The organism is Bacteroides stercorirosoris (assembly GCF_900142015.1).
In the GTDB taxonomy this organism is placed as follows: Bacteria; Bacteroidota; Bacteroidia; order Bacteroidales; family Bacteroidaceae; genus Bacteroides; species Bacteroides stercorirosoris.
In genome coordinates, this window is the sequence record NZ_FQZN01000001.1 from 375,102 (window position 1) to 401,107 (window position 26,006).

20 protein-coding genes and 1 pseudogene are annotated in these 26,006 nt (G+C 45.1%); 16 read left to right on the forward strand and 5 right to left on the reverse strand.

What is annotated here, in order from left to right; translation table 11 throughout:
* Nucleotides 1-256 precede the first annotated feature (256 nt).
* From BUC01_RS01210 to BUC01_RS01220, 3 genes are read right to left on the reverse strand one after another with little or no spacing between them, the layout of a single operon-like run.
* Nucleotides 257-1,222, reverse strand: coding sequence for a phosphatase PAP2 family protein (locus BUC01_RS01210; RefSeq protein ID WP_025830473.1), 966 nt, complete (start codon nt 1,220-1,222; stop codon nt 257-259).
* Nucleotides 1,213-2,220: an NAD-dependent epimerase/dehydratase family protein gene (locus tag BUC01_RS01215; RefSeq protein WP_073312460.1), complete on the reverse strand. Its 1,008-nt coding sequence runs from the start codon at nt 2,218-2,220 to the stop codon at nt 1,213-1,215. Before BUC01_RS01215 ends, BUC01_RS01210 begins: the two co-directional genes overlap by 10 nt.
* The gene (locus tag BUC01_RS01220; protein ID WP_025830472.1) at nt 2,221-3,123 is read right to left on the reverse strand and encodes a cation diffusion facilitator family transporter; all 903 of its coding nucleotides are present in this window, start codon (nt 3,121-3,123) and stop codon (nt 2,221-2,223) included.
* Nucleotides 3,124-3,195: 72 nt separating this feature from the next.
* Here BUC01_RS01220 and BUC01_RS01225 point away from each other — a divergent pair, with 72 nt between their 5' ends.
* The 9 genes from BUC01_RS01225 to rnr all read left to right on the forward strand — a co-directional run bounded on the left by BUC01_RS01225 (nt 3,196) and on the right by rnr (nt 18,081).
* Complete coding sequence (locus BUC01_RS01225; protein ID WP_243462226.1) at nt 3,196-3,756, forward strand: RNA polymerase sigma-70 factor; 561 nt, start codon at nt 3,196-3,198, stop codon at nt 3,754-3,756.
* A 49-nt stretch (nt 3,757-3,805) separates the two neighbouring features.
* Nucleotides 3,806-4,954, forward strand: a complete 1,149-nt coding sequence (locus tag BUC01_RS01230) for a FecR family protein (RefSeq protein WP_073312462.1) — start codon at nt 3,806-3,808, stop codon at nt 4,952-4,954.
* Between the two features lie 151 nt (nt 4,955-5,105).
* A complete protein-coding gene (locus BUC01_RS01235; RefSeq protein ID WP_025830470.1) occupies nt 5,106-8,693 on the forward strand; it encodes a SusC/RagA family TonB-linked outer membrane protein in 3,588 nt (1,195 codons plus the stop codon).
* A 20-nt stretch (nt 8,694-8,713) separates the two neighbouring features.
* Nucleotides 8,714-10,270, forward strand: coding sequence for a RagB/SusD family nutrient uptake outer membrane protein (locus BUC01_RS01240; RefSeq protein ID WP_073312464.1), 1,557 nt, complete (start codon nt 8,714-8,716; stop codon nt 10,268-10,270).
* A 14-nt stretch (nt 10,271-10,284) separates the two neighbouring features.
* The gene (locus BUC01_RS01245) at nt 10,285-11,157 is read left to right on the forward strand and encodes a zinc-binding metallopeptidase (RefSeq protein ID WP_025830469.1); all 873 of its coding nucleotides are present in this window, start codon (nt 10,285-10,287) and stop codon (nt 11,155-11,157) included.
* A 13-nt stretch (nt 11,158-11,170) separates the two neighbouring features.
* Nucleotides 11,171-12,469 carry a DUF4302 domain-containing protein gene (locus BUC01_RS01250; RefSeq protein ID WP_073312465.1) on the forward strand — a complete coding sequence of 433 codons (1,299 nt, stop codon included), beginning with the start codon at nt 11,171-11,173 and terminating at the stop codon, nt 12,467-12,469.
* Nucleotides 12,470-12,514: 45 nt separating this feature from the next.
* On the forward strand, nt 12,515-14,089 hold the full coding sequence (locus tag BUC01_RS01255) for an SUMF1/EgtB/PvdO family nonheme iron enzyme (protein ID WP_025830466.1): 1,575 nt from the start codon (nt 12,515-12,517) through the stop codon (nt 14,087-14,089).
* 19 nt (nt 14,090-14,108) lie between these two features.
* Entirely contained in the window at nt 14,109-15,698 is a 1,590-nt protein-coding gene (locus tag BUC01_RS25715; protein WP_025830465.1) for an SUMF1/EgtB/PvdO family nonheme iron enzyme, read from the forward strand.
* A gap of 241 nt (nt 15,699-15,939) precedes the next feature.
* The gene (rnr, locus tag BUC01_RS01265; RefSeq protein WP_073312467.1) at nt 15,940-18,081 is read left to right on the forward strand and encodes a ribonuclease R; all 2,142 of its coding nucleotides are present in this window, start codon (nt 15,940-15,942) and stop codon (nt 18,079-18,081) included.
* A gap of 194 nt (nt 18,082-18,275) precedes the next feature.
* Here the strand turns inward: rnr and BUC01_RS01270 are convergent, their stop codons facing one another.
* A complete protein-coding gene (locus BUC01_RS01270) occupies nt 18,276-19,082 on the reverse strand; it encodes an AraC family transcriptional regulator (RefSeq protein WP_025830464.1) in 807 nt (268 codons plus the stop codon).
* Between the two features lie 438 nt (nt 19,083-19,520).
* On the opposite strand from BUC01_RS01270, the gene BUC01_RS01275 reads away from it, so the two are divergent.
* Nucleotides 19,521-20,228 (forward strand): YczE/YyaS/YitT family protein, encoded by a 708-nt coding sequence (locus tag BUC01_RS01275; protein ID WP_025833233.1) that lies wholly within the window; start codon nt 19,521-19,523, stop codon nt 20,226-20,228.
* Nucleotides 20,191-20,667 (forward strand): pyridoxamine 5'-phosphate oxidase family protein, encoded by a 477-nt coding sequence (locus BUC01_RS01280; RefSeq protein ID WP_025833231.1) that lies wholly within the window; start codon nt 20,191-20,193, stop codon nt 20,665-20,667. Before BUC01_RS01275 ends, BUC01_RS01280 begins: the two co-directional genes overlap by 38 nt.
* 22 nt (nt 20,668-20,689) lie before the next feature.
* Here the strand turns inward: BUC01_RS01280 and BUC01_RS01285 are convergent, their stop codons facing one another.
* Nucleotides 20,690-21,412: a LexA family transcriptional regulator gene (locus BUC01_RS01285; protein WP_025833229.1), complete on the reverse strand. Its 723-nt coding sequence runs from the start codon at nt 21,410-21,412 to the stop codon at nt 20,690-20,692.
* Between the two features lie 369 nt (nt 21,413-21,781).
* Between BUC01_RS01285 and BUC01_RS01290 the strand changes: the two genes are divergently transcribed.
* From BUC01_RS01290 to BUC01_RS01310, 5 genes and pseudogenes are all read left to right on the forward strand, one after another.
* The gene (locus BUC01_RS01290) at nt 21,782-22,093 is read left to right on the forward strand and encodes a hypothetical protein (RefSeq protein ID WP_025833227.1); all 312 of its coding nucleotides are present in this window, start codon (nt 21,782-21,784) and stop codon (nt 22,091-22,093) included.
* 139 nt (nt 22,094-22,232) lie between these two features.
* Nucleotides 22,233-23,222, forward strand: coding sequence for a DUF4373 domain-containing protein (locus BUC01_RS01295; RefSeq protein WP_073312469.1), 990 nt, complete (start codon nt 22,233-22,235; stop codon nt 23,220-23,222).
* Nucleotides 23,223-23,378: 156 nt separating this feature from the next.
* On the forward strand, nt 23,379-23,876 hold the full coding sequence (locus tag BUC01_RS01300) for an HU family DNA-binding protein (RefSeq protein ID WP_025833222.1): 498 nt from the start codon (nt 23,379-23,381) through the stop codon (nt 23,874-23,876).
* A 159-nt stretch (nt 23,877-24,035) separates the two neighbouring features.
* Nucleotides 24,036-24,227: pseudogene (locus BUC01_RS01305) on the forward strand (N-acetylmuramoyl-L-alanine amidase); the annotation flags it as partial.
* A gap of 80 nt (nt 24,228-24,307) precedes the next feature.
* A complete protein-coding gene (locus BUC01_RS01310) occupies nt 24,308-25,987 on the forward strand; it encodes a recombinase family protein (protein WP_025833221.1) in 1,680 nt (559 codons plus the stop codon).
* Nucleotides 25,988-26,006 lie beyond the last annotated feature (19 nt).

The following is a 26,006-nucleotide window of genomic DNA, read 5'->3' on the forward strand; positions in this document are numbered from 1 at the left end:
CTATAAATTATTCAGCCCTTGCTTTATGAGAATAAGGCAAGGGCTGATTTTTTAAAGATAACTCATGAAATAAATGAAGTTTATGTGTGGCTGACAAACCGCTTAGGATGTTCCGCTCTGTTCCACCGCATTGAAACAAAAGATTCTTGCCTAAGGAACTGATGTTTCTTGCCTAAGGAACATCAGTTCCAATACGGTGGAACAAAAGTGTCACTTCTATGAAACAAGATTGGAACTGTAATGTACCGGACAGGGGCTACTTGAACATCGGCTGTGCAAACCATCTCTTGAACATCCACGTCACCACCACATACAAACCGAAAGCTGAAACAAAGCCTACAATCGCATCGATAAGGTAATGCGCCTGGATATACACCGTGGCACCGCAAAGCAACAAATAGAAAGGCAGCAGGAAAGCAAACAACCAACGGCTGCCGCGCCATGCCATAATCATCAATATAGTGGAAATGCCCACATGCGAACTGGGAAAAGCCGCCGTAGGACGCTCGCCGATCTGCTGAGAACCCTCTACCAGATTATAGAAGAATCCGTGATCGTATCCCGGTCCGGGCAGTAATTCCTGATTATGATTGAAGTAATCTCCAATGGCAGGGAACACTCCCTGCGCCACATTATCATCTCCGATAGCCGGGAAATAGAACTGCGGACCTGCCACCGGAACAAAGATATAAATCAGATAGTAAATAAAGAAAGAAGTGACCAGCACGAACGATAACTTCTCGAAGAATTCGAAACGGTAGATGAAGTACCAGACCACCACGATCAATATCATCGGATAATAGAAGAAGTAGCCCATATTGAACGGCTCGCTCACCCACATATGCGGGAAACGGAGGCAGAACCACACCGCCGGCTGACCGCCAAACATCCACTGCTCCACCGAGGCGAAGACGTGGTCGAGATTCGGGAATATCCGGTTAAACTCAAATGTATCGGGATACCAGTAAGAAAGCAGGGACATCTGGATAGCAATACGCACAAAGGCGGAGAACTTACAGGGTGCCAGCCGGTAGAGATACATCAACAGGAAAGTCATGCCGGCAATCATCGCACGGTCAATCAACATCTGTGCAGGATGATCCATTTCCTGGAAAAGGAACAAAATCAAGATAGAAGTCAACAAATTGTATATAAGTGTTATCTTCTCTACTGCAAACAACCCTTTCCGGGTTTCTACTTTTTTAAATAAATCTAAAGCCATCCCTCGTTCTTATACCACGCAATGGTTTCCTTCACACCCCTTTCCAAATCGTACTGGGGCGCAAATCCCAACTCTCGGATAGTCGGGCCGATATCACATTGCCAATTGCGTTGTTTCATTATGTTATACTTATCCGAATTGAGAGTGCTGGGCTTCTTGCTGCGCATCGCCCAGAATTCAGCGAGCAAAGATACAACTTTCAATACAATTAATGGGCATACTACCCGAATTACAAACGGATTACCCAATTCTTTCCTTATCAGATCAGAAAAAGCACGGCTCCGGTAAACCTGTCCGTCCGCCAGGAAATAGGAACGGCGGCATACTTGTTTCTCGATTCCGAGGAACACAGCCTGCACAATATCTTTCACATAGACAAACGTCAGATCCTGCCGGCGGAAGCCTACGGCAAAGTCCGTATGCTGCTTGATGGACTTCGCCATCAGATAATAATCCTTCTCGCGCGGACCGTAAACTCCCGTAGGACGATAAATGACGTAAGGGAAAGCGGGTATGCTCTGCAAGTAGAGTTCAGCCTTGAGTTTGCTCAGCCCGTAAGCGGTATTGGGCAGAGGTGAATCTTTTTCCGTAATAGGCTGGTAAGTCTTCTCCTGCACAGGGCCGAAGACACTCAGCGTACTGATGTAAATAAACTGTTTCGGTATCATGTTCAGTTCGCGGAGGGTATCGACGAAGTACTTCGTCTGCAGATAATTCACCCGGTCGAACTCCCGTTTGTCCGTACACTTGGTGACACCGGCACAATGGATGATGTAATCGAACTTATTGTAGGTTCCCTTATGCCCTGAGAGTTGTGCCCGCAGTTCGTTGGGATGCGCAAAGTCCAGTTCGAGAATGTGTATCTTACGGTTGCGCAGGTATTCACGGCTGCTGCTCGAACGGATACCCGCCCACACACCGAACTTCTGCTTCAACGCTTCTTCCACGATGAAACTTCCGATAAATCCACTGGCTCCTGTAATCAATATACTTTCCATCTATTTCTTGGGTTCTACATGAATATTAATCAGCGTTCCTTCGCCAAGCATTTCTTTTAGTTTATTTTCAATGGCCGTAGCCGTAGTATGAGCTTCTTCCAGCGTAATCCTTCCATCCATGCGCACATGCACCTCGATGGCGCAATAACTTCCGATGCGCCGCGTGCGGAGGTGGTGCGGCTCACTGACTCCGGGGAAAGAGAGCAACGCTTGTTCAATATCTTTCTCCACTTCATCCGGCAGGGACTTTTCGAGCAGCTCGTCAATGCAAGGAACCAGCAATTGGATGGCTACCTTCATTATAAAGAGGCTGACAATGACAGCGGCTATCGGATCGAGTACCCGCCAGTGCTCTCCCAGCAAGATGGCGCCTCCGATACCTACAGCGGTCCCTATAGACGAAAGGGCGTCGCTCCGATGATGCCAGGCATTGGCTACTACCGCCTGTGAATTCAGGTTCTTTCCCTTTATAACCGTGTAACGATACAGTATTTCCTTGCACAAAATAGAAACAAGGGCGGCAATCAAAGCTATCATCCCCGGCGCTTCCAGCTGTTCTCCTTTGATAAATGCGTAAATAGAAGAGACGCCGTTCCACAAAATACCGAAACCGACGAATAATAGCAGTATTCCGATAATAGCCGTAGCCAATGTTTCGTATTTCCCATGTCCATAGTCATGCCCCTTGTCCTGAGGCTTATTGGAAATGCGCACAAACACGATGACAATGACATCCGTCACAAAATCAGATAATGAATGAACTGCATCAGCCAGCATAGCCGCACTATGCCCCAGGACACCTGCCACAAACTTCAGTACAACTAACACAAAATTAACGATGCTGCCGGCAACCGTCACTTTGTATATCCCCTTCTCACGGGAAGAAGCAGTTTTCACATCCATTTAATACTTACTTATTTATTAAGAAAAACCTGCCGCAAATATACTAAAATAAAAGCTATATTGCATTTCTCAATTATTATTTGTTTATTTGCACATCGATTTATTTACTATTCAATACTTTTACGTGTGAAAGATAAAACCGGCATTGATATTCTTTTCAAAGAATATTATCCTCAACTATATTATTATGCTTATCATCTGATAAACGATATAGAGGCTAGTAAAGACATCGTAAGCGATGCTTTCGAGTTTCTGTGGAATAACTATGACAAAGTGAACAAAGCAACGGTCAAGTCCTATTTATATACATACGTGCGCAACAAAAGTATTGATTATCTCCGACATCAAAATGTGCATCAGCAGTTCGTACAATTATATACTGACCTTACCCAAGACTATGTAGAAACCGATTATCAAGAATGGGACGAGAAAATGTTGGCCATTCAGAAAGCAATGCAAAAACTCACTCCACATACCAAACATATTTTAGAAGAATGCTATGTGGAAAAAAAGAAATATCAGGAAGTGGCCGAAGAATTGAATATCAGTGTAAGTGCAGTCAGAAAGCATATCGTGAAAGCACTGCAAGTGATACGTAAAGAATGTTTAATAAATCATAAAGAGGGTGTCTGATTGTAAGGCAAAAACGATATAAAATAATATACCAAAAACCAATGACACTATGAGTAAAGAAATTGATAACATAAAGTTGGAAGCCTCTATTGAGAAGGCAATTGATGCTATGGAGCCTTCTACAGATATCACAGACGAACAATTACAGGAGATGCTTCTGGACGAGGAAAGTAGACAGGCAGCCCAAGATATTCTAGATACCCAGTTTTTTCTGCATACCGGAAAAAAAGGCATGCAACTGAATGTAGAAGCCGAACTTGCCCGCTTCAAAAAAAGACATCAAAAACAAAATATACATACTTTTTGGAAAACAAGTATCAGTATTGCCGCTTCCATTACCCTTTGCATCGGGATTTATCACTACATCAGTCATCAGCAGGAGACAACAAACACAGCGCCCGTTATTGTATTCACTGCCGACAACTCACCCCAACAAGTGATTTTAGATAAAGGAGATGGAGAAAGAATCGTACTGGCAGAACATCAGGCCAATACTCCTCAAAAAGTACAATCCGCCTCTAAAGAACTTAGTTATCCTACCAAAACGAAGGATGTAATATTGCACACACATACCCTCACAGTGCCCAGAGGGGAAACCTTTAAAATTACCTTATGTGACGGTACCGAAGTATGGTTAAATGCCAACACCCATTTCGTTTATCCTACCACCTTCGTAGGAAAAGAACGCACAGTAACCCTAAACGGAGAAGCGTACTTTAAAGTGGCTAAAGATGCAGAGCACCCGTTCATCGTCAAAACGCCTCATGTACAAACCCGGGTATTGGGAACAGAGTTCAATATACGAAGCTACTCACCCGAAGACACCCACATTGTTCTGATTAGCGGAAAAGTGGAAGTAAGCAATACAAAAAATAATGCCTATACACGTCTGGCTCCCGGAGAAGACGCCCATCTGCAACCTGACGGAAATTTCATTATGAATGAAGTGGACTTAGATTCATATATCTATTGGAAAGACGGATTCTTCTATTTCGATGATGTCACTCTAAAAGATATTATGGAAAATATCGGGCGATGGTACAACGTAAACATCGAATTCAGAAATCCGGATGCAATGAAATATAAAATGCATTTCGTTTCTGACCGTACTAAGCAGTTGGAGCATACTTTAAAGTTACTTAATCAAATGAAAAAGGTAACGGCTACTATAAGAAACAATACAATAGTTATAGACTAAAAATACATATCATAAAAACACTCAATAAGGCAATAACCAAACAAAATAATACCTTTTTCTAAAAAAAATCAGCAAAAGGGGTGTCCTTTTTTTATTCTCATACGAACTAATTATATAACGAAAGAGAATTTGTGTTATAAAATTAGAATATATGAGAAGAAAATGGTATTTATTTATCACTTGTATTGCATGTATTTGCCTCTTGTCCCCCCAAGCAAATGCACAAACAACTACAACTAAAACAGAGATTACAATTGAGTTCAATAATGAACGTCTGCCTTCTTTATTGAAACGTTTGGAAAAGGTGTCGGGATATAAAATCCTGTTCACGTATGATGATGTCAAAAAGTATACCGTATCCGGTTCTGTCAAGAATAAAGGTATTAAAGAGGTACTGGAGATTATCTTAAACGACAAGCCTTTGGAGTATCATATCGAAGACCAATTTATCACCATCACTTCCAAGCACTCCAAACAACCTAAAATTTTTGATGTCACAGGAACCGTTATTTCACAAGACGACGGATTACCATTGATCGGTGCAACCATTCTGATTAAAGGAAGCAAAACGGGAGTCCTGACAGACATTGACGGACGATTCCATATAGAGAAAGTAGCCAGCAATTCGGTTCTGCAATTCTCTTATATCGGTATGGTGCCCCAAGAAGTAAAGGCTTCCCCTAAAATGAACATCACACTGGTATCTGACGTACAGACACTGTCGGAAGTAGTAGTTACCGGTATGCAAAAGATGGATAAACGCTTATTTACGGGTGCCGCCACAAAGCTCTCAGCTGAAAACATCAAGCTGGATGGTATACCCGAAATCAGCCGTGCATTGGAAGGACGCGCTGCCGGCGTATCCGTCCAGAACGTATCAGGAACTTTCGGTACCGCCCCTAAAATCCGTGTACGCGGAGCGACTTCCATATACGGTAGTTCCAAACCGTTATGGGTAGTGGATGGAGTCATTATGGAAGATGTAACCGAAGTAGATGCAGATAATTTGTCTTCGGGAGATGCCGTCACACTCATCAGCTCTGCCATTGCCGGATTGAATGCAGATGATATTGAAAGTTTCCAGATATTAAAAGATGGTTCCGCTACCTCTATTTATGGAGCCCGGGCTATGGCCGGGGTAATCGTTGTCACTACCAAAAAAGGAAAAGCCGGAAGCAGCAAAATCACCTATACCGGAGAATACACAATGAGATTAAAGCCCAACTACAGGCATTTCAACATTTTGAATTCGCAAGAGCAGATGGGAGTTTATAAAGAGTTGGATAATGCGGGATATTTGAATCTTGCCGATATGTACCGGGCTTCAAACAGCGGTATATATGGAAAAATGTATCATCTGATCAACGATTACGATGCAAAGACCGATTCATATGGACTGATGAATACAGAAGAGGCGCGTAACCAGTATCTGCAGGAGGCAGAATTCAGAAATACAAACTGGTTCGACCTGCTGTTTAATAACAGTATCTCACAAAACCATGCCATCAGTTTCTCTACCGGTACTGAAAAAGCATCTTACTACACTTCATTAAGCATCATGAATGACCCGGGATGGACTAATAAGAGCGAAGTAAAGCGTTATACCGCTAATGTAAACGCATTATACCATATCAGTAAATCCTTATCACTCAATTTAATCAGCAATGCTTCCTACCGTAAGCAGAAAGCTCCGGGAACATTAAGTTCTTCTGTCGACCCTGTCAGCGGCGAGGTGAAACGTGACTTTGACATTAACCCGTACAGTTACGCCCTGAACACCTCACGCACACTGGACCCTGATGCTTACTATGTGCGCAACTATGCACCTTTCAACATCCTGCATGAGCTGGATAACAATTATATCGACTTAAACGTAACCGATCTTAAATTCCAGGGAGAACTGAAATGGAAACCTATCAATAAAATCGAGTTATCCGCTTTAGGTGCCTACAAAACTTCCATGACCACACAGTCACACACCATCAAAGATTATTCGAATCAGGCATGGGCTTTCCGCGCTATGGACGACGCTACGATGCGTCAGGCCAATCCATGGCTGTATACTGATCCGGAAAATGCCAACACACTGCCTGTATCTGTGCTGCCAGTGGGAGGATTTTACAGAGAGACAAAATACTCAATGGACAGTTATGATTTCCGTGGAACAGCCAGCTACAATGACGTATACAACGAAAATCACATCTTCAATTTCTTCGGTGGTATGGAAGTCAACGCTGTGAATCGTCAAAGGACCTGGTTCAACGGAGTCGGCATGCAATATGAAATGGGGATGCTTCCGGCCTACGAATATCAGTACTTCAAACAAGGCAGTGAAGAAAACGCCCAATACTATACCGTAGAAAGAACCCGTCAACGCGAAGTGTCATTCTTTGGCACGGCAACCTATTCTTACCAAGGCAAATATACCCTGAACGGTACATTACGGTACGAAGGTTCCAACAAACTGGGTAAAAGCAGATCGGCGCGCTGGCTTCCCACCTGGAACTTGTCAGCCGCCTGGAATGCCCATGAAGAGAAGTTCTGGCAGCCTCTGCTCAACTACGTTTCAAACATGACTCTGAAGGCCTCCTACTCTCTGACTGCCGACCGTGGACCGAGTTCGGCCAGTAACTCCCGGGCTATCATTCAGAGTTACAACGCTTGGCGTCCGTTCACTTCCATCAAAGAGTCCGGTCTGAGAGTTGTGAATATAGAGAACCAGGAACTTACTTACGAGAAAAAGCATGAGTTGAACATCGGAGCTGAGATAGGCTTTCTGAATAACCGCATTAATCTGGCTGTAGACTGGTACAAACGTAACAATTACGACCTGATAGGTATCATCAATACTAAAGGAACCGGCGGACAGCTCACCAAACTGGCCAATGTAGCCAGCATGAAATCACATGGTATTGAATTCACCTTGTCTACACAGAACATCAAGAAGAAGGATTTCAGCTGGAATACGGATTTCATCTTCTCAAATACCAAAAATGAAGTAACCGATCTCCAGTCCAATTCTTCGGTAATCGAGATGATCAGTGGAAGCGGATTTGCATTGGAAGGCTATCCTGTCCGTTCTCTGTTCTCCATGGATTTCCGCGGATTGAATGAGAGTGGCTATCCTACCTTCATTAACGAAGATGGGAACTTGACAGTCAGCAACATAAACTTCCAGGAACGAATCAAGAAAGGCCATCTTATTTATGAAGGTCCAACCGACCCGACCATCACCGGAAGTTTCGGAAACAGTTTCAAGTATAAGAACTTCTTGCTGAACCTCTTCATCACATATTCCTTCGGCAATGTAATCAGACTGGATCCGGTATTCCACAACCAGTACAGTGACCTCGATGCTATGCCCAGAGAATTCATAAACCGCTGGACCAAAGGCGGAGACGAGAAGTATACCGATATTCCGGTAATTGCCGATAAACGCGCCAATCAGCAGGATCCCTATCTGAGCTATGCTTATAATGCCTATAACTATTCTACAGCCCGCATAGCCAAAGGAGACTTTATCCGGATGAAAGAAATTTCCCTAACCTACAATTTCCCTAAAAAACTGATAGTTAAAGCAGGAGTCAGTGACTTGTCCCTAAAACTTCAAGCTACGAATGCATTTCTCATCTATTCGGACAAGAAGTTGAACGGACAAGATCCTGAGTTCTTCAATACCGGTGGTGTGGCATCTCCTGTTCCCCAACAGTTCACTTTGACATTAAGATTAGGTATTTAATTTAAAAAAAACGACTCGATATGAATAATATAAGAACATATATATTACTGGCCGGTTCATTATTCGCATTGGCTTCTTGTAACGACTTTCTGGACACTGTACCAGATGACAGAACAGAAATAGATTCCGAACAGAAAATCACCAATATACTGGTATCTGCCTATCCGGAAGTATCAACCATTCTCATCTCCGAACTTGCTTCCGACAATGCCAAGGATAACGGGGCACTGTATGACATCTACGGACAGATACAACGGGACGCTTATTTATGGAATGACATGACTTCCGAGGACACTGACGCCCCCAAATATATATGGGATGCGCATTATAATGCCATCTGTTCGGCCAATCAAGCCCTACAGGCCATCGAACTGATGGGAAACCCGGAAAGTCTGAATCCGCAGAAAGGTGAAGCGCTACTATGCCGCGCATACGCTCACTTCCAGCTTGCCAACCTATTCTGTATGCCTTATAACCCGCAGACTGCAGATCGGGAACTCGGTATACCTTACACCACGGCACCCGAAACAGAAGTGATGCCCGACGGAATAGAACGGGGTACCCTGAGCCAGGTGTACGAAAACATCAACAAAGATATTGAAGAAGGGTTACCCTTGATTAATGATGAAGTATACTCTGTTCCTAAATACCACTTCAACAAACGCGCTTCCTACGCCTTTGCAGCCCGTTTCAACCTTTATTACCTGAAATTTGACAAAGCAATAGAATATGCCAGCACTGTACTTGGCGACAACCCGGCAAATGATGTCCGCAACTGGAAAAGCTTCAGCGAACTTGCAACGGATTTCGAACTCAGATGCAACAGCTACGTCGCACATACCGAACCATGCAACCTGATGTTGGTCACTGCACAGACTTCCTGGCCTTATGTACACGGTCCTTACGGAATAGGGCTGCGCTATGGCAATGCCTATAACATCCTGCTCAATGAAATCTTACCGGGTCCGTGGGGTGCATACAACCAACTCTTCATGTCAAACGGCATTTGGGGATTTGAACAGAAATATTCTTTCCCAAAGATGAACGGTTACTTTGAATACACCGATAAGACAGCCGGCATCGGCTTTCTGCATCTGGTGAATGTGGCTTTCTCCATTGACGAATTATTATTATGCCGCGCAGAAGCTTATTTGTTAAAACAAGCTCCCGAGGCAGATAAAGCGGTGGCAGACATCAATGTACTGATGAACTCCATGACAGGCATGACTTTCACAAAAGAACAACTGATTAATTATTACGCGGCAAGAAAGTATATGCCCCTGCACCTGAAGTCGGAAGACGATAGAACCATCAAGAAAAAAATCAACCCACAAGGATTTACAATCCCCGACAGTGACACCGAGAATCTGATTCAGTGCCTTCTGCACATGCGCCGTGTCATCACTGTCCACGAAGGCCTTCGCTGGAATGACATAAAACGATACGGAATTGAATTTTCCCACAACAGAGATGGACAAGCAGACGACGTATTGCTGGTGGACGACCTGCGTCGCGCCATTCAAATACCGCAAGAGGTTATTGCTGCCGGTCTGGAAGCCAACCCGAGAAACAACTAAAATAAGGAGGAAACATGAAAAAATATATCTATACTTTATTGTTTGCCGCTTCCATTGTATTGGGAGCATGCAGCGAAGACAAATTGGACAGTCACAGCATTTTCAATACTGAATCTCCCGAACGGGATGCATTCGATACCTGGCTATTGCTCAACTATATCGTCCCGTACAACATTCAGTTCAACTATAAATATATAGACAAAGAATCAGACAATACGTACAATCTGATTCCTGCCGAATACAACAAATGTGTGGCCATGGCCAAACTGACCAAGTATCTCTGGATAGATTCCTATAACGAATTACTCGGAGAGACATTCATCAAGACCTATTGTCCGCGAATGATTCAGCTGATCGGTTCAAAAGCATACAACAGTCAAGGTTCAGTCGTATTGGGAACAGCAGAAGGTGGTTTGAAAATCACTTTGTACAATGTAAACGAACTGGATGTCAACAATCCGAACATTGATTTTCTAAACACCTGGTTCTTTAAAACCATGCATCATGAGTTTGCACATATATTGCATCAGACAAAGAATTATTCCACAGACTTCAACCTGATTTCAACCGATTACCAGGGACCAAGCTGGTTAAATCTGGAGAGTGACGAGGTTGCCAACACGATGGGATTCGTAACCCGTTACGCAAGTTTCTCACCCGATGAAGATTTCGTGGAAATCATTTCCAATTATATAACCCACGATGCCGGTTACTGGCAGAATGTGCTGAATAACGGCGGAGCCCTCGGCAGAATAAAACTGGAGAAAAAGTTTGATATCGTGAGAAAATACCTGAAAGACAGTTGGAGCATTGACATCGACAAATTGCGCGACATCGTACAACGCCGCTCCGGCTCATTGTCTGAAGTTGATTTAGAAAACCTTTAATAATGAATTAAGTATGAAACTGACACATTATATATTATCAATTCTCGCCACCGGATTGTTCTTTTCATGTACACCCAAGATAGATCCGATTTTTGACGATACTTCCGCCAACCGCATTGCGGAAGAAATAGAAACAGTACAAGAAATTCTGCTCAGTTCACCCAACGGCTGGCTAATGGAGTATTACCCCTCTTCTACGCAAAGTTACGGAGGATTCAACGTATTGCTCAACTTCCAGCCCGGTTATCGGGTAACCGTAGCCAGCGAGACCGCAGGTGCAGACAAAACAGCGGTCAGCACCTATACCCTGAAGCAAAGTGCAGGATGCGTACTTTCCTTTGACACTTACAACGAAATACTCCACTTTTTCTCCGACCCCTCCAACAGTCAAGGGATGGGAGACGGTTACGGACTGGAAGGAGACTTTGAATTCACCATACTGCAAGCCGACGAACAAATCATCCGGCTGAAAGGGAAAAAGAGTGGTTCGTACATGACGATGACCCCCATGTCCGCCGCCTTGAAATGGAGCGACTATCTGAAAGATATCAAGCTGAAAGACAAAGAGTTTTCCGAATATTACCGGTTACTCTACCAGGATGAGGAACAGGCTTTCGAAACACGCCTGATAGGGCACACACTTTGTATCTACCGGAAGAAAGGGGAAGAAACCATCACCGATTATCAACCGTTCATCATCACCCTGACAGGATGCAAATTCTACCAGCCCGTACAATTGGGCAATAATGTCATCGAAGGCCTGATCTTAAATCCGGATTTAGGAGAGGATGGTACATTCATCCCCTCCAATGATGCTACGGGTATATTCATCCCTACCTATCCTTCTATCAACGAAATGCTGCTCAGTACTAACTGGTTCTTTACTTACAGCGGATTCAGTCCTTACGGCCAGGCCTTGTGGGATATATCCCGCGAAGCACTCGAAGCCAATAATGACGATATGACTTATTGTTATTTAGGCAACGAGAGGAATATTTTGGGCAATTACTATGCCTTCCAGTTCATCTGTGCCCAGGGACGTGGCTATCTGGCTTTCGATTACGAACTGATCGGAGAAGACAAGATTTCTCTGAAGTTCTCCGAAGAGGGTTCAACCGTCGGAAAGACCTATTATACAGATTTCAAATTCAATGCGCTGATCACACCATTCGGCAATGACATCCAACGTACCTTTACATTGACGTCTGACGACAAGAAATCACCCAACTGGATAAAATTCACCGACGTCGATCATCCGGAAAACTATTTCACAGCATACAGAGCCGTGCAATATTACCCAATGGCTAATTAACTACGATACAAATAACTAATAGTATTAATCAAAATTTCACAAAGTATGAAAGCTTATCATTTGCTCAACACATGCCTGGCTTTGATTGCCGGTTGCATAATGTTCGCTTCTTGTAGTGATGACGACGAGCCGCTAAAAGGCAACATCACACTCAGTACCCAAAACATAACTCTTCCCGAAGGGGCGACTGTAACCTCAAATGGAGTTACCGTAGACGGCAAGGGAGGTTCTTTCTCTATTCCGTTGACCTGTGGCATGGAAGATTACGATCTTGACATTACTTATACGGTTACAGTTCCTGCCAAAGATGCTGCATGGTGTAAAGCTACTATTACCGATAATAAGCTGAACATTGAAGTCAGTGTTTCCAAAGAGGCGCAAGGCCGCTCCACCACTGTAACGCTGACAGCAGTAGCTGCCGGTGCCGAAATCGCTCCACTGGAACTGACAATCAACCAGGGTGCCAAGATTACTCCAAAAGGAGAAGTGATTTTGAAAACAGATCAGATGACTGCACCTGCCAATGCCAAACTGGAAGGAGGCACACTCGACATTTCTTATATCGGCGGTGAGGTGACAATACCGGTAGGTACTACTCTGGAGGATCAGACAATTGATGTAGAATATGCATTAACCGTTCCTGAAGGCGCCAAATGGTTCACCGCCGATTTAACCGGAGGAACACTGAACATCCGGATATCTCCTACTGCTGCCAAATCGGATAATACCGCAGAAATCACCGTTGCAGCAACAGGCAAAACGGAAGAAACAGAAATCTCCTCCCTGCGCCTGAGTGTAAAGCAAGCCAAGCTCAACAGCAGTATGGACATGGTAGTAGTGGAAGGAGGAACCTTTAAGTTCGGAGAAGGAAAAGACTATACCCAAAGCTATACACATGACGTCACCGTGAGCAGTTTCTATATCGCTACGACCGAAATTACGCAAAAGCTGTATGAAGAAATTATGGGTGAAAATCCTTCAGATAAGAAGTTCAGAGGAGACAATTATCCCGTAAACAAAGTAGACTGGTCCAAAGCCTGCGAATTCTGCAATAAACTGAGTGAAAAAGAAGGGCTGACTCCCGCTTACAAGCAAGAAGGTACCATCAGAATAGAAGATATCTGGTTCGGAGGAGTCACAGAAATTCCAAACTACATCTATGACCCGGCTACTGTGTCCAACGGTTACAGAATTCCGACTTCAGCCGAATGGGAATTCGCCGCTAAGGGAGGTAATGAAGGATGCAAGAATCTAACAGTCTTTTCCGGCAGTGACAACTATAGTGAAGTAGGTTGGTGGCAAGATAATTCAACTGTCGCCGGTAGTGCCGCACTGCACGAAGTTGCCAAGCTAAAAGCCAACCAATTAGGAATTTATGATATGAGTGGAAATGTCGGTGAATGGTGCTACGACTACGGTGTACCTTACGGTTATGAATATCCCCTGGATCCGGAAACGGATCCGATTGGCCCTGCCGAGAATCTCAATGATACAAAAATCTACAGGGGTGGCTATTACTCCACATACGACACCAAAGGAAAAGTATATTACACTGATAAGATGGATCCTACAGCAACATATGACACCATCGGTTTCCGCGTAGTAAGAACCATTAAATAACAACTAAAATACACATCTTATGAATTTGAACAAATTTTATTACTTTATTGTCGCGCTATTGTGCAGCATTTCCTTTACCGCCTGTTCCGATGATGACGACAAACAAGCTGTCCCTCAGATAAAGTTAGCAGCCTCGATGTCTTCTTTCGGTGAAGGAATCATATCATTCGATGAAGAAAACGGCATTCTGTCAGTATCTAAAGAAGGTACCCTCACAAGCAACATCACACTCGGCGATGCCGCCGGAGCAGACATGGATGGCATTGCCCTGAAAGCCACCGTTCCGGCTGCCGACAAAATGTGGTGTCTGGCCAATTGCAGCAAAAACCGTCTCTCTTTATCCGTAGCCAAAAACAATGCAGAAAATGCACGCCAGACCACGGTAGAAATATCCGCCCTTTTCGGCGACCAGGTGTTGGATACTTATATGCTCATCATCACCCAGAAAGGTGTAGAGAAAGAGGAAGAACCTGCTGCGGCAGATATCACAGCCTTTATCATTCCAGGACAAGTATCTTCTAAAATAGATTATCCTGTCATTACGGTTACGATGCCGGCCGGTACGGATGTCACCGCACTGAAACCCGTTGTTGTGCCTTCGGAAGGAGCCACTGTGACTCCTGCCAGCGGTACAGTTCAAGATTTCACCGACGCGGTACAGTATACAGTAGTTTCTTCTGACCAAAAGAATGTCAAGACATATATGGCTATCGTCACACTGCAATCCGGTGGTGTCAATCCGCCCAGTGGAGGAGGCGATGAGGAGAATCCCAACTACACTACTTTTGAAATGGTAACCGTAGGAGCCGGTTCATTTATCATCGGCCGCGACTTAAGCGGCACGTACGTAGACAAGGAGAATGCACATAAAGTCAATATCTCAGCATTTGAGATAGGACGTTATGAGGTGACACAACGCGAGTTTAAGGATGTCATGGGCTATAACCCGTCAGTCAACAAGAAAAGCGACCTGTTGCCCGTGCATACCGTGACACTGTATGAAGCCATGCTCTACTGCAATAAGCTGAGCGAACGTAAAGGTTACAAACCGGTGTATACATTCAAGAATGAATTATGGGATGCTACCAATACGGAACTATATGAGGCCGACGTAACCCGCGATAAAACAGCCAACGGCTATCGCCTGCCTACCAGCGCTGAATGGGAATATGCAGCCAAAGGCGGTCCCGACAACGAAAACCAACCATACTACTATGCAGGCAGCAACGACCTCGATGAGGTAGGTTGGTATAGAGAAAACTCAATAGTGGGAGAAGAACCTGTACTCCATGTGGTAGGACTGAAGAAACCCAACTCATTGGGAATCTATGATATGTCAGGCAACGTTGAAGAATACACCGGAGAATGGCTCCTTCAGTTAGGTTATATCAGTGATGCTGAGGAAACTGACCCATGGGGCCCTGAGAAGCCCAGAGATGAGGACCGCCTGGTTTTCTCACGCGGAGGTTGTTTCTCAACTTACGATACGAACTGCTCTAATAGCAATGCACGTCTCTTGGGCGCTCACATCAAGACAGATATGGGTTACCCCGGCGGTGACATATGGTTCGGCAACATTGGTTTCCGTGTCGTACGTTCTTTAAAATGAAAAGATTCTTTGCTCAGTTATTAACTAAATTCTCTCTCTAACACACAAAAGAGGCTACGTCTTTTATGAAGTGCACCCAAAGCCCGGTAAAAAGCTTTGAGGTGCACTTTGCTTTTAATATCTACAACAGAACATTCTTACTTATCTCTATAATGAATCCATCAGAATTTAAATGATTTTCAACCAATCTAACCGATTATTTGTTTACTTTGCAAAATACATTCATAAAGAAAGAAAACTTATGGCTAAGAACAAAGAAAAGAAAGCCGGCAAGCGAATGAAAAAGAAAGAGCTTGTGAGCGCACTGATGGATTTTTTCCATTCGAAACCCGACGAAGTACTGTCCCTGAAATACATATTTGAACAACTCCACCTTACTACGCATCCCCTGAAGATGCTTTGTAAGGACATTCTGAGCGACCTGCTGCTGGACGACTACATCACCGAAGTGGACAAAAGCAAGTACAAGCTGAACAACCACGGCGTAGAGATGGTAGGCACTTTCCAACGCAAGAGCAACGGAAAGAACTCTTTCATCCCCGAAGGTGGAGGCGACCCGATATTCGTTGCCGAGCGTAACTCGGCACACGCCATGAACAACGATAAAGTACGCATCTCCTTCTATGCCAAACGCCGCGGGCGCGAGGCCGAAGGCGAAGTCATCGAGGTGCTGGAACGCGCCAACGACACCTTTGTAGGCACGCTGGAAGTTGCCAGTTCCTACGCCTTCCTGGTGACGGAAAACCGTACGCTTGCCAACGATATCTTCATCCCCAAAGAAAAGCTGAAAGGTGGGAAAACGGGCGACAAAGCCATCGTGAAAGTAGTGGAATGGCCCGACAAAGCCAAGAATCCCATCGGACAAGTAATCGACATCCTGGGCCGGGCGGGCGACAACACCACCGAGATGCACGCCATCCTTGCCGAGTTCGGACTGCCTTACGTCTACCCCTCTTCCGTAGAGAAAGCGGCGGACAAAATCCCTGCTGAAATATCCGATGAAGAGATAGCCAAACGCGAGGACTTCCGCAACGTGACCACTTTCACCATCGACCCCAAGGATGCCAAGGACTTTGACGACGCCCTCTCCATCCGCCGGCTGAAAGAAGGTCTGTGGGAAGTGGGAGTACACATCGCGGATGTCACCCACTACGTCACCGAAGGAAGCATCATCGACAAGGAAGCCGAGAAGCGCGCCACATCCGTCTATCTGGTGGACCGCACCATTCCGATGCTGCCCGAACGCCTCTGCAACTTCATCTGCTCCCTGCGTCCCGATGAAGAGAAACTGGCGTACTCCGTCATCTTCGACATCAATGAGAAGGGAGACGTGAAAGATGCGCGTGTCGTCCACACGGTCATCAAGTCCGACCGCCGCTTCACCTACGAGGAAGCACAGCAGATTATCGAGACCAAAGAGGGTGACTTCAAAGAAGAAGTACTCATGCTGGACACCATCGCCAAAGCATTAAGGCAGAAACGTTTCGTAGCCGGAGCGATCAACTTCGACCGCTATGAAGTGAAATTTGAGATAGACGAAAAGGGCAAGCCCATCAGCGTGTACTTCAAAATGTCCAAAGATGCCAACAAGCTGGTAGAAGAGTTCATGCTCCTTGCCAACCGCACCGTGGCCGAAAAAATCGGCCGTGTACCGAAAAGCAAGAAGCCCAAAGTATTCCCGTACCGTATTCACGACCTGCCCGACCCGGAGAAACTGGACAACCTTGCGCAATTCATCGCCCGCTTCGGCTACAAACTGCGCACCAGCGGAACCAAGACGGACGTCTCCAAATCCATCAACCACCTGCTGGATGACATTCAGGGCAAGAAAGAAGAAAACCTCATCGAAACCGTATCCATCCGTGCCATGCAGAAAGCGCGTTACTCCACGCACAACATCGGGCACTACGGACTTGCGTTCGATTACTACACCCACTTCACCTCGCCCATCCGCCGTTTCCCGGACATGATGGTGCACCGCCTGCTGACCAAATATCTGGATGGCGGACGCAGTGTTTCCGAGAAGAAGTACGAGGACCTTTGCGACCATTCCAGCAACATGGAACAGATTGCAGCCAATGCCGAACGTGCCAGTATCAAGTACAAGCAGGTAGAGTTTATGACAGAACGCCTGGGACAGGTATTCGACGGTGTAATCTCCGGTGTCACGGAGTGGGGCCTGTACGTGGAGCTGAACGAGAACAAGTGCGAAGGTATGATACCTATCCGCGACCTCGACGATGATTACTACGAGTTCGACGAAAAGAACTACTGCCTGCGCGGACGCCGCAAGCACCGCACGTACAGTTTGGGAGATGCCATTACGATTAAAGTGGCACGCGCCAATCTGGAGAAGAAGCAGCTGGACTTTGCGCTGATGTAGTTTAAAATGAAGATTAGAACGCAAATTACATGAATTATTTATTTTCACATCTCTGATAATCAATGCTTATCTGATTTGTAATTCATGTAATTTGCGTTCTTTTATTTTGCTTTGACTTTACCTTTGCATCATCACATTCTCTACTATCAGGCTGGAAAACGCTGGTCAATCGCAGCTTGTAGCTCGTCACTCATTCACTTCATCGCCCTGTAGGCCGTGGGCGACATCCCCGTATGGTGCTTGAAATACCTGCCCAGATACGACTGGTCGGGGAAATTGAACTGGTTGGCTATTTCCTGTATGGAAAGTGCTGTGGAGTGAAGCGTCACTTTGAGTTCAAGTATCACATAATCATCTATCCACTCTTTGGCCGTGCAGCCCACCGTCTGCTGAATCGTCTTACTCAGATGCCGGGTAGTGACACAGAGTTTATCCGCATAGTAATCCACCGAGCGCTCCTCCCTGAACGACTCTATGACCAATGCTATAAACCTGTCCTTCAACCGCCAGCGCAGATGGTTCGACTTCGTCTGCCGGTAAAGCCGTTCCGACCGGTTACAAATCTCATAGAAAAGCATCCGGCAACAATAGATAACCAGTTCGCGCTGATACACATTTCCGTCATCCGCAGACTTCTGTTGCAGAAGCCACAGGTAATGATTGCGTATCCCATCCCATTCTTCTCCCTGAAACGAGCTATAATTATGTTCGCGCAAGAAAGACACTTTGTCCGAAGGCAGCGAATAGAAAATCTCATGCCGGAACTGACTGGAAAAAGCGAAGACCGCCAATTCCAATTCGTCCGCAGCACCGGCATAAAACACAATCTGCCCGGGGAAAACAAGAATCACGCTCCCGGCAGTCAGTGCATACTTCTGCTGGTTGATATAGAGTTGCACTTCACCTTGCAGGCAGAACAGAAACTCTCCGTTTTCCATCCGGCAGGGATAGGAAGGCAGGTCCGCTTTCCGACGAGTATACAACAGGTATTCTCCTTGCATAAAGTTCCGTTTTTGAAGCACAAATATACTCTTTAGGAAATTGCAACACAAAAAAATCCCACTTTTTGAACAATCTGCTTCGAATATTGAACCGTGAGAAGGCAGATGGAAGCCGTAACTTTGCAGCGACTAAGGTAAATGATAATTTACCAGCGTAGCGCTGGAGCAAGGTTCTCCTTCGGCGTGCAAGTAATCTTTCAGACACGGATGACACGGATGACGCGGATTCTTTTTTCCTTCGGTGTGATATGCCGGTATGTATAGCGCAGCTTTAAAAATCCGCGTCATCCGTGTCATCCGCGTCTAAAAGATTAAAGTCCGCGTTCGTCCGCCTTATCCGCGTAGTCCGCGTACCCATTCCCTCGCCGATAAATTATCATTTATCGACTCGTCATTATGTGAACTAATTGTGAACATTTAGGTAAAAAGATTTATAATATGGCAAAAAGAGAACTTACAGCCCGTTATCTGTTTTTCATCGCGGGCTTATTTGTGAATGCATTCGGCATTAGTTTGATTATAAAAGCGAACCTGGGATCATCGCCCATATCAAGCCTCCCCTATACATTGAGTTTAAAATTCCCCGTCACCCTGGGACAATTCACCCTCCTGCTGAACGCCCTGCTGATAGCCGGACAAGTATGCCTGCTGAAAAAAGACTTCAAGAAAGAACAATTCCTGCAAATTCCCGTAGCCCTGCTTTTCAGCTTCTTCATCGACTGCTCCATGGCGTTGCTGGCGGGTTACACTCCCGCAGGATACGCCGCACAGATACTCTCATTGGTGGCAGGCTGCGCCATACTCGGTTTAGGAGTGAGCATGGAAGTAATAGCTAACGTAGTGATGCTATCCGGCGAAGCTTTTGTGAAAGCCATCACCCTGCGCACCGGAAAAGAATTCGGAATCACCAAAATCGGTTTCGACACAACGCTGGCACTCCTCGCCTGTGCCGCATCCCTGTTGCTGGCAGGAACCATAGAGGGAGTGCGTGAAGGCACGATAATCGCCGCACTGATTGTAGGGCTTTTCGCCCGCTTCTTCAACCGCCGTCTGGGCTTTATCAATAAAATGATTACCTTTGCACCGGATAAAACACCCATTCAGCCTTATGAAGACAATCGCAATCACCGAACCGGCGGAAATTGAAGCAATCATCCGCAAATGCCCTTACTGCATGGTGGGCATCACCGACCAGGAGGGTAACCCCTACGTAGTTCCCATGAACTTCGCCTACCGGGATGGAGTAATCTATCTGCACTCCGGACCGGAGGGCAGCAAAGTGGAAATGGTGGAACGCTATCCGCAAGTCTGCATCACCTTCTGCGAAGGGCACGAACTGGTGTATATGCACCGGCAGGTGGCATGCAGCTACAGCATGAAGTCGCGCAGCGTGATGTGCCGGGGCAAGGTCCGTTTCATCGAAGACATGGATGAAAAACGAAACATACTCGACATAGTCATGCAACAATACGTCGAGTATGAATTCAAATACAGCGAACCTGCCGTACGCAACGTGAAGGTATGGGAAGTCAAAGTCGAAAAGATGACTTGCAGGTCCTTCGGCTTGCGCCCGAGCGAAGTATAGCCTCCCGCCCCTCTTTCTACTGCTACATCATCATGTTCTTTCTGATGGAGAATTTGACAATCGCCATCGCCTGTATGCATGCGAGGGGCACGTCCATCGGCTCATGGTGCGGATTGTAACTCACCAGTCTGATACAGCCTTCCGCATCAGAACGGTTCACGTACTTCACCGACAGGTATTCGTCGCCGTCGATGTTGAACGAAACCAGGTACATCTCCCCGTAAATCACGCTACTGAAGTTGCTGATTTCCTTAAAGCCCACGATATCCCCCGATTTCAGAATGGGGTACATACTGTCTCCACTGATATAGACCGCGCCGTCGCAGACAGGTATGTCGGGTATCTGTATCTTTCCTACCACATACTGGGGCTTGTTGGCAAGTAATGTTTTCAGGTTGGCGGCAGCGTTTATGTTGTATAGCGACACGCTGCGGTCGGCCATCGAATCAGCCGTTTTGGGATTATGAATCATCTCTACTTCGCCCGAAACGATTCCGCCATGACAGTATTTCGATTGATGCATGGGCTGGCCTTTTCCCACCAACAGCCAGTTGTAATCCACCTCTTTCAGTTTTTCAAGCAGCAGCGGAAAGTCGATGCTGTTCCGTGCAATCCAGTTGCTCAACGTGGAGCGCGACACACCCAGGTGGGTCGCCAGCTCGGCATCCGTCTTGAAATTCAGTACTCGCTTGGCGCGTTTCACGATGTCGGCTACATTGAATAATAAATCCTGTTCTTTTTCCATTGTCTTTTATATTGTAAATAATTAAGTATCTATATCCCGCTCATTGATATGCAGTTATACACTTTATGAGAATTAATATCTAAAACTATTTGTTTTTTATACGAAAATCTATCTATATTTGCTCCGACAAAAGTAATCTCTTTGTTTTAGAATAACAAATAAATTGCATGAAATTATGAAAAACAAATGTTTCACCCTCCGAATAAGGGAACCCACAAGAACGGATATATAGATGCAACGTGCAGGATATATAGCTCCTGCGTGTTGAATATATAGATGCAGCACATCCGGTATATAGATGCAGCACGACAGATATATAGATGCAAGAAACAAAATCCGATTATTCAATATACACATATTTATATCATTATGAAACAAACACTTAACCCTCCTATCCGTACCTGCCACTCCTGTTTGCGGGAACTCCCGGCAGAGGCTTTTTATGTCAACCGGAAGACACAGGTTCCGGACTACTGCTGCAAGGAGTGCCGCAGCGCAGCCAGTAAGAAACGCTACATGGATTCACACTCTGTGAATGACACACATATGTATCCCGTGATAACTGATATTCAAGACCGTATACTCCGTATGGAGCTGATCCTCCATGCCCGCCAAGTGGTGAACGAAAGCATGGCAAGAAAACGCAGAAGGCTGCGGGAAACGGTCTGTGAGGAATCATAACTGTATAGAAATGAATTATTTCACCACAGATTACACAGATTAGCACAGAATTAATTTATTAATAATCAGAGATATCTTCCCTAATCTGTGCAAATCTGTGTAATCTGTGGTGCATCAAAACCCTACATAACCAGACACCATGTCCAGAATAAAAAAACGGGGGCTTGACTATTTCCCCCTTGACATAGATTTTATGCAGAACCGCCTGGTGCGCCGCATCATGAAGCGCGAAGGCGATGGCGTCCTTGCCACATTGGTAAGCGCATTTTCCTGCATCTACGGCGGCGAAGGCTACTACGTCCTCACCGACGCATTCTTTTACGAAGACATCTCCGCCAACCTCTACCAGCAGACAGCGGCAGACGTGAAACGCATCCTCACGCTTGCCGCCGAATACGGCATATTCGATGCCACGCTCTTCAGGGAGTGCGGCGTGCTGACCAGTGCCGAAATACAGAAACAATACCTTTTCAGCACCAAACGCCGCAAAACCTCCGCGATAGACAGCCGCTTCAATCTCATCACCGACGAACAAGAGGATGGCGACACCGAAGAGCAGGAGGAGACCGCCGGACCGTTTCCCGAAACTCCCGGCCAATTTCCCGAAAGTGCAGCGAATACGTCCCAAAATGTAACATTTATCCACGAAAATGTAACATCCGGTACACATAGCATAGCACAGAATAGCATAGCACAGCAAAGCATAGAATATCCCCTCCTCAATAGTTCCCCCACGGTGGGAACTCAGGACGCGGACCGGGAGTCCGCGGAGGGAGACGGAGAGGAGGAGTTTTTCCCTTCTTCTGCCGCTACTACGGACACTTTTTCACCGCCAACTCCTTCTTCACCGTCAGCAGCCTCTTCCCGCCAACCCCGCAAAGAGTGGACCGCCGAGGACGTCCGTCGTATGCAACCACCCCAGGACGGAATGAACCGCAACCTTGACGGGCTGCTCTTCAATCTCCGCCAATTCGGGATCTCTCCCCAGGAACAACGCGCCATCATCCTCAAAAGCAATTTCGGCATCATCGGCCACCCCATGTGGAAAGGCTTCTCGACGATACGCGAAAGCTGTGGGAAGATACGTCAGCCGGGGAAGTTCCTGTTGAGTTTATGCAACAAGGGGTGAGTTTACAAACAGTAAATCAAGCAGATGCATTTTATGAGAAAAACGGCATTTTTCATTCTGCCATTCATAATATAAGGCTTATATTTGCAGTGTGATTAAGTTTAAGACACAAAACAAAATCATTCTATTAACTAAACTAAACGACATTATTAAATTATGGCAGTATTATATAAAACAGTCCAATCCATATTGGAAAATAAGGATGGCATAAAAGTATTTTATCCTCGTGTGGTCCTGAAAGGAAATGTTTCCACCGACCAGATTGCCCTGGAAATAGCAGAATACTCTTCTCTGAGCAAGGGTGATACGAAAAACGTTATCGACAACCTGGTGCGTGTGCTGACCACCCACCTGCAATCTTCCGAAAGTGTGACCCTGGACGGCTTCGGCACATTCCGTATGGCCATGAAATCCAACGGCAGAGGTGTGGCAACCGCCGACAAGGTATCGGCTGCACAGGCCACAATGACCGTGCGGTTCCTGCCCTGCTACAAGAAGAACCTCGACCGCACGACTTCAACCCGTTCCATGGTGACCGGTGTGAAATGTATTCCTTACGAAACAAGCCAGACGGGAGGTTCAGGAAGCGGCAGCGGCTCCGATAGCGGTAGCGGTTCCGGCGGCGGCGGTGTGGATGAGAATCCGTTAGGATAGGGAATTGAACACAGAGGCGCGGAGACGCAGAGGGTTTCCCGGGCATCAGATTTAAATAAACACTGTGTGCCTCCGCCACTCTGTCTTCAATCGGAAAAAGGAATCAGAAACTAAACGAAGACTGGCTAAACTATTCATTTTAAAAAATTCATTCAATCCATGAGAAGTATCAATTTGATTGTGGTGCATTGCAGCGCCACCCGGGCAGACCGTGCCCTCACGACAGAAGAACTGGAAATTATCCATCGCCGTCGCGGATTCCGCGGCATCGGCTATCACTATTACATTCGTCGGGACGGCACTGTCGTCAATACCCGCCCGCCGGAACTCATCGGTGCGCACGTGAAAGGACACATATTTCATTAGATATTTTAGATAACTTGTTACGTTTTTAATTAACTTTGCATCATAAAAATCAAAAAGCATTGATAATGAAAGCAATACTATTAGTCAGAGTATCTACAAAGACACAAGACTTTGACGAACAAGAAAGAGCAATATATGAGATGGCGATTAAAGACGGTTATTCACCAGATGATATTATACCTATCTGTGAAAAGGAATCCGGTATCAAGCTATCAGAAGAAGAACGTGCAGGACTTAACAGAATGAAAGAACTGATAGAAACAGACAATGCCATTAACTGTGTCTATTGCTGGGAAGTGTCCCGTATTGCCAGAAGAAAGAAGATTAACTTTAGTGTGCTGGACTATCTAATCAACCATAAGGTGCAGTTGGTAATAAAGGAACCGTCCATACGTTTATTTAAAGATAACGGTGATATTGACGAGGGTGCAGAAATGATATTCACATTGTTCAGTCAGATGGCGGAAAGTGAGATGAGAACCAAGTTAGCTAGATGGAAACGCACCAAGGATGCCAAAAGGAAAGAATCATACTATACCGGAGGCTGGTTATTGTATGGCTATAAAGTGGACGAAAAGACAAGGAAGATTGTGCCGGATGAAAGTGCTGCCGTAGTAGAACAAATATTTAATATGTATCTAACTGGGAAATACAGTTATGGAAGCTTAGCTAAAGAATTGATACACACTGGCATCTTTAATTATAAATTATCTACAGCCAGAAGTATGGTATCACTCATACTTAATAATACAGCCTATGCCGGTCTGCCGTCCAGTAGCAACGGTTACAACAAGCTGCGAACAGAGGGCAATGTTTATCCCGCCATTGTAACTTTAGAAATGATTGAACGTTGTAAAAAAATAGCGGAGGGCAATGTTTACAAGGCAAAGAAGCAATACAATAACTATTATTTTGGCAAAGGCTTGTTAAGATGTCCTTATTGTGGGGGTACTATGGTAGCCAAGAAGAATAATAATACCTATCACTGCCAAAACTGTGACAAAGGATTCTGGATTCAAATAAATTTAGTTGATAGTATATTGTGGTATACTGGTAGTATGATTTATTTAGGAAGGATGACCTCCAATAATGATGAAGTCAGAAAGCAATACCAACAGCAATTGGAGAACTATGACAATAAAATAACCACTTCTGAAAATAGAATAACCGCCATACAAAACAAGATAGATGTAATAGAGCATAGAGCTTATGTGGACGGAACACTTTCTATTAATAAGGCTGATTCGTTCATTAAAGAATTGAACGATAAGATAAGTGAAGAAAACAAGGCTCTCAATAAATGGAAGAATGAGCAATCAGCAGTCAAACAAATGCTGATAGACATTGAATCAAAGGTTACTGGTGTAACACTCGAAACAATCAATAATATAAAGGATGATGAAACCAGATTCAAAATCATACATGAAGTGCTGGATTATGCTTTTATTGACAAACTGGGTGCATACCAATATAATATTTCCATTTATCCTACACTTTCAGAGAAACCGTTACAGTTCCTTTTAGATACAAAAAAGAATAAGGCTTATACTGACCTTAGAAAGGTTAAAGGCATTAACAGATTGCAAGAAATCAACTGTTATGAACAACGCTTTAAGCCAATAAGAGATAAACAGAAGAACAGAGAATATAATGTGAAGTATTGCCAAGAACATAAGGAAGAAAATGCCAGAAGACAAAGGGAATACAGAGCCAGACTAAAGGCACTCAAAGAAGATAAGAAATAAAGTCTTCTGCAATTCGCAG

What these genes read in the sequence shown, in the direction of transcription:
- BUC01_RS01210 (WP_025830473.1), bottom strand. Translation starts at nt 1,222, where the DNA reads ATGGCTTTAGATTTATTTAAAAAAGTAGAAACCCGGAAAGGGTTGTTT.
- BUC01_RS01215 (WP_073312460.1), bottom strand. Translation starts at nt 2,220, where the DNA reads ATGGAAAGTATATTGATTACAGGAGCCAGTGGATTTATCGGAAGTTTC.
- BUC01_RS01220 (WP_025830472.1), bottom strand. Translation starts at nt 3,123, where the DNA reads ATGGATGTGAAAACTGCTTCTTCCCGTGAGAAGGGGATATACAAAGTG.
- BUC01_RS01230 (WP_073312462.1), top strand. Translation starts at nt 3,806, where the DNA reads ATGAGTAAAGAAATTGATAACATAAAGTTGGAAGCCTCTATTGAGAAG.
- BUC01_RS01235 (WP_025830470.1), top strand. Translation starts at nt 5,106, where the DNA reads ATGAGAAGAAAATGGTATTTATTTATCACTTGTATTGCATGTATTTGC.
- BUC01_RS01240 (WP_073312464.1), top strand. Translation starts at nt 8,714, where the DNA reads ATGAATAATATAAGAACATATATATTACTGGCCGGTTCATTATTCGCA.
- BUC01_RS01245 (WP_025830469.1), top strand. Translation starts at nt 10,285, where the DNA reads ATGAAAAAATATATCTATACTTTATTGTTTGCCGCTTCCATTGTATTG.
- BUC01_RS01250 (WP_073312465.1), top strand. Translation starts at nt 11,171, where the DNA reads ATGAAACTGACACATTATATATTATCAATTCTCGCCACCGGATTGTTC.
- BUC01_RS01255 (WP_025830466.1), top strand. Translation starts at nt 12,515, where the DNA reads ATGAAAGCTTATCATTTGCTCAACACATGCCTGGCTTTGATTGCCGGT.
- BUC01_RS25715 (WP_025830465.1), top strand. Translation starts at nt 14,109, where the DNA reads ATGAATTTGAACAAATTTTATTACTTTATTGTCGCGCTATTGTGCAGC.
- rnr (WP_073312467.1), top strand. Translation starts at nt 15,940, where the DNA reads ATGGCTAAGAACAAAGAAAAGAAAGCCGGCAAGCGAATGAAAAAGAAA.
- BUC01_RS01270 (WP_025830464.1), bottom strand. Translation starts at nt 19,082, where the DNA reads ATGCAAGGAGAATACCTGTTGTATACTCGTCGGAAAGCGGACCTGCCT.
- BUC01_RS01275 (WP_025833233.1), top strand. Translation starts at nt 19,521, where the DNA reads ATGGCAAAAAGAGAACTTACAGCCCGTTATCTGTTTTTCATCGCGGGC.
- BUC01_RS01280 (WP_025833231.1), top strand. Translation starts at nt 20,191, where the DNA reads ATGAAGACAATCGCAATCACCGAACCGGCGGAAATTGAAGCAATCATC.
- BUC01_RS01285 (WP_025833229.1), bottom strand. Translation starts at nt 21,412, where the DNA reads ATGGAAAAAGAACAGGATTTATTATTCAATGTAGCCGACATCGTGAAA.
- BUC01_RS01290 (WP_025833227.1), top strand. Translation starts at nt 21,782, where the DNA reads ATGAAACAAACACTTAACCCTCCTATCCGTACCTGCCACTCCTGTTTG.
- BUC01_RS01295 (WP_073312469.1), top strand. Translation starts at nt 22,233, where the DNA reads ATGTCCAGAATAAAAAAACGGGGGCTTGACTATTTCCCCCTTGACATA.
- BUC01_RS01300 (WP_025833222.1), top strand. Translation starts at nt 23,379, where the DNA reads ATGGCAGTATTATATAAAACAGTCCAATCCATATTGGAAAATAAGGAT.
- BUC01_RS01310 (WP_025833221.1), top strand. Translation starts at nt 24,308, where the DNA reads ATGAAAGCAATACTATTAGTCAGAGTATCTACAAAGACACAAGACTTT.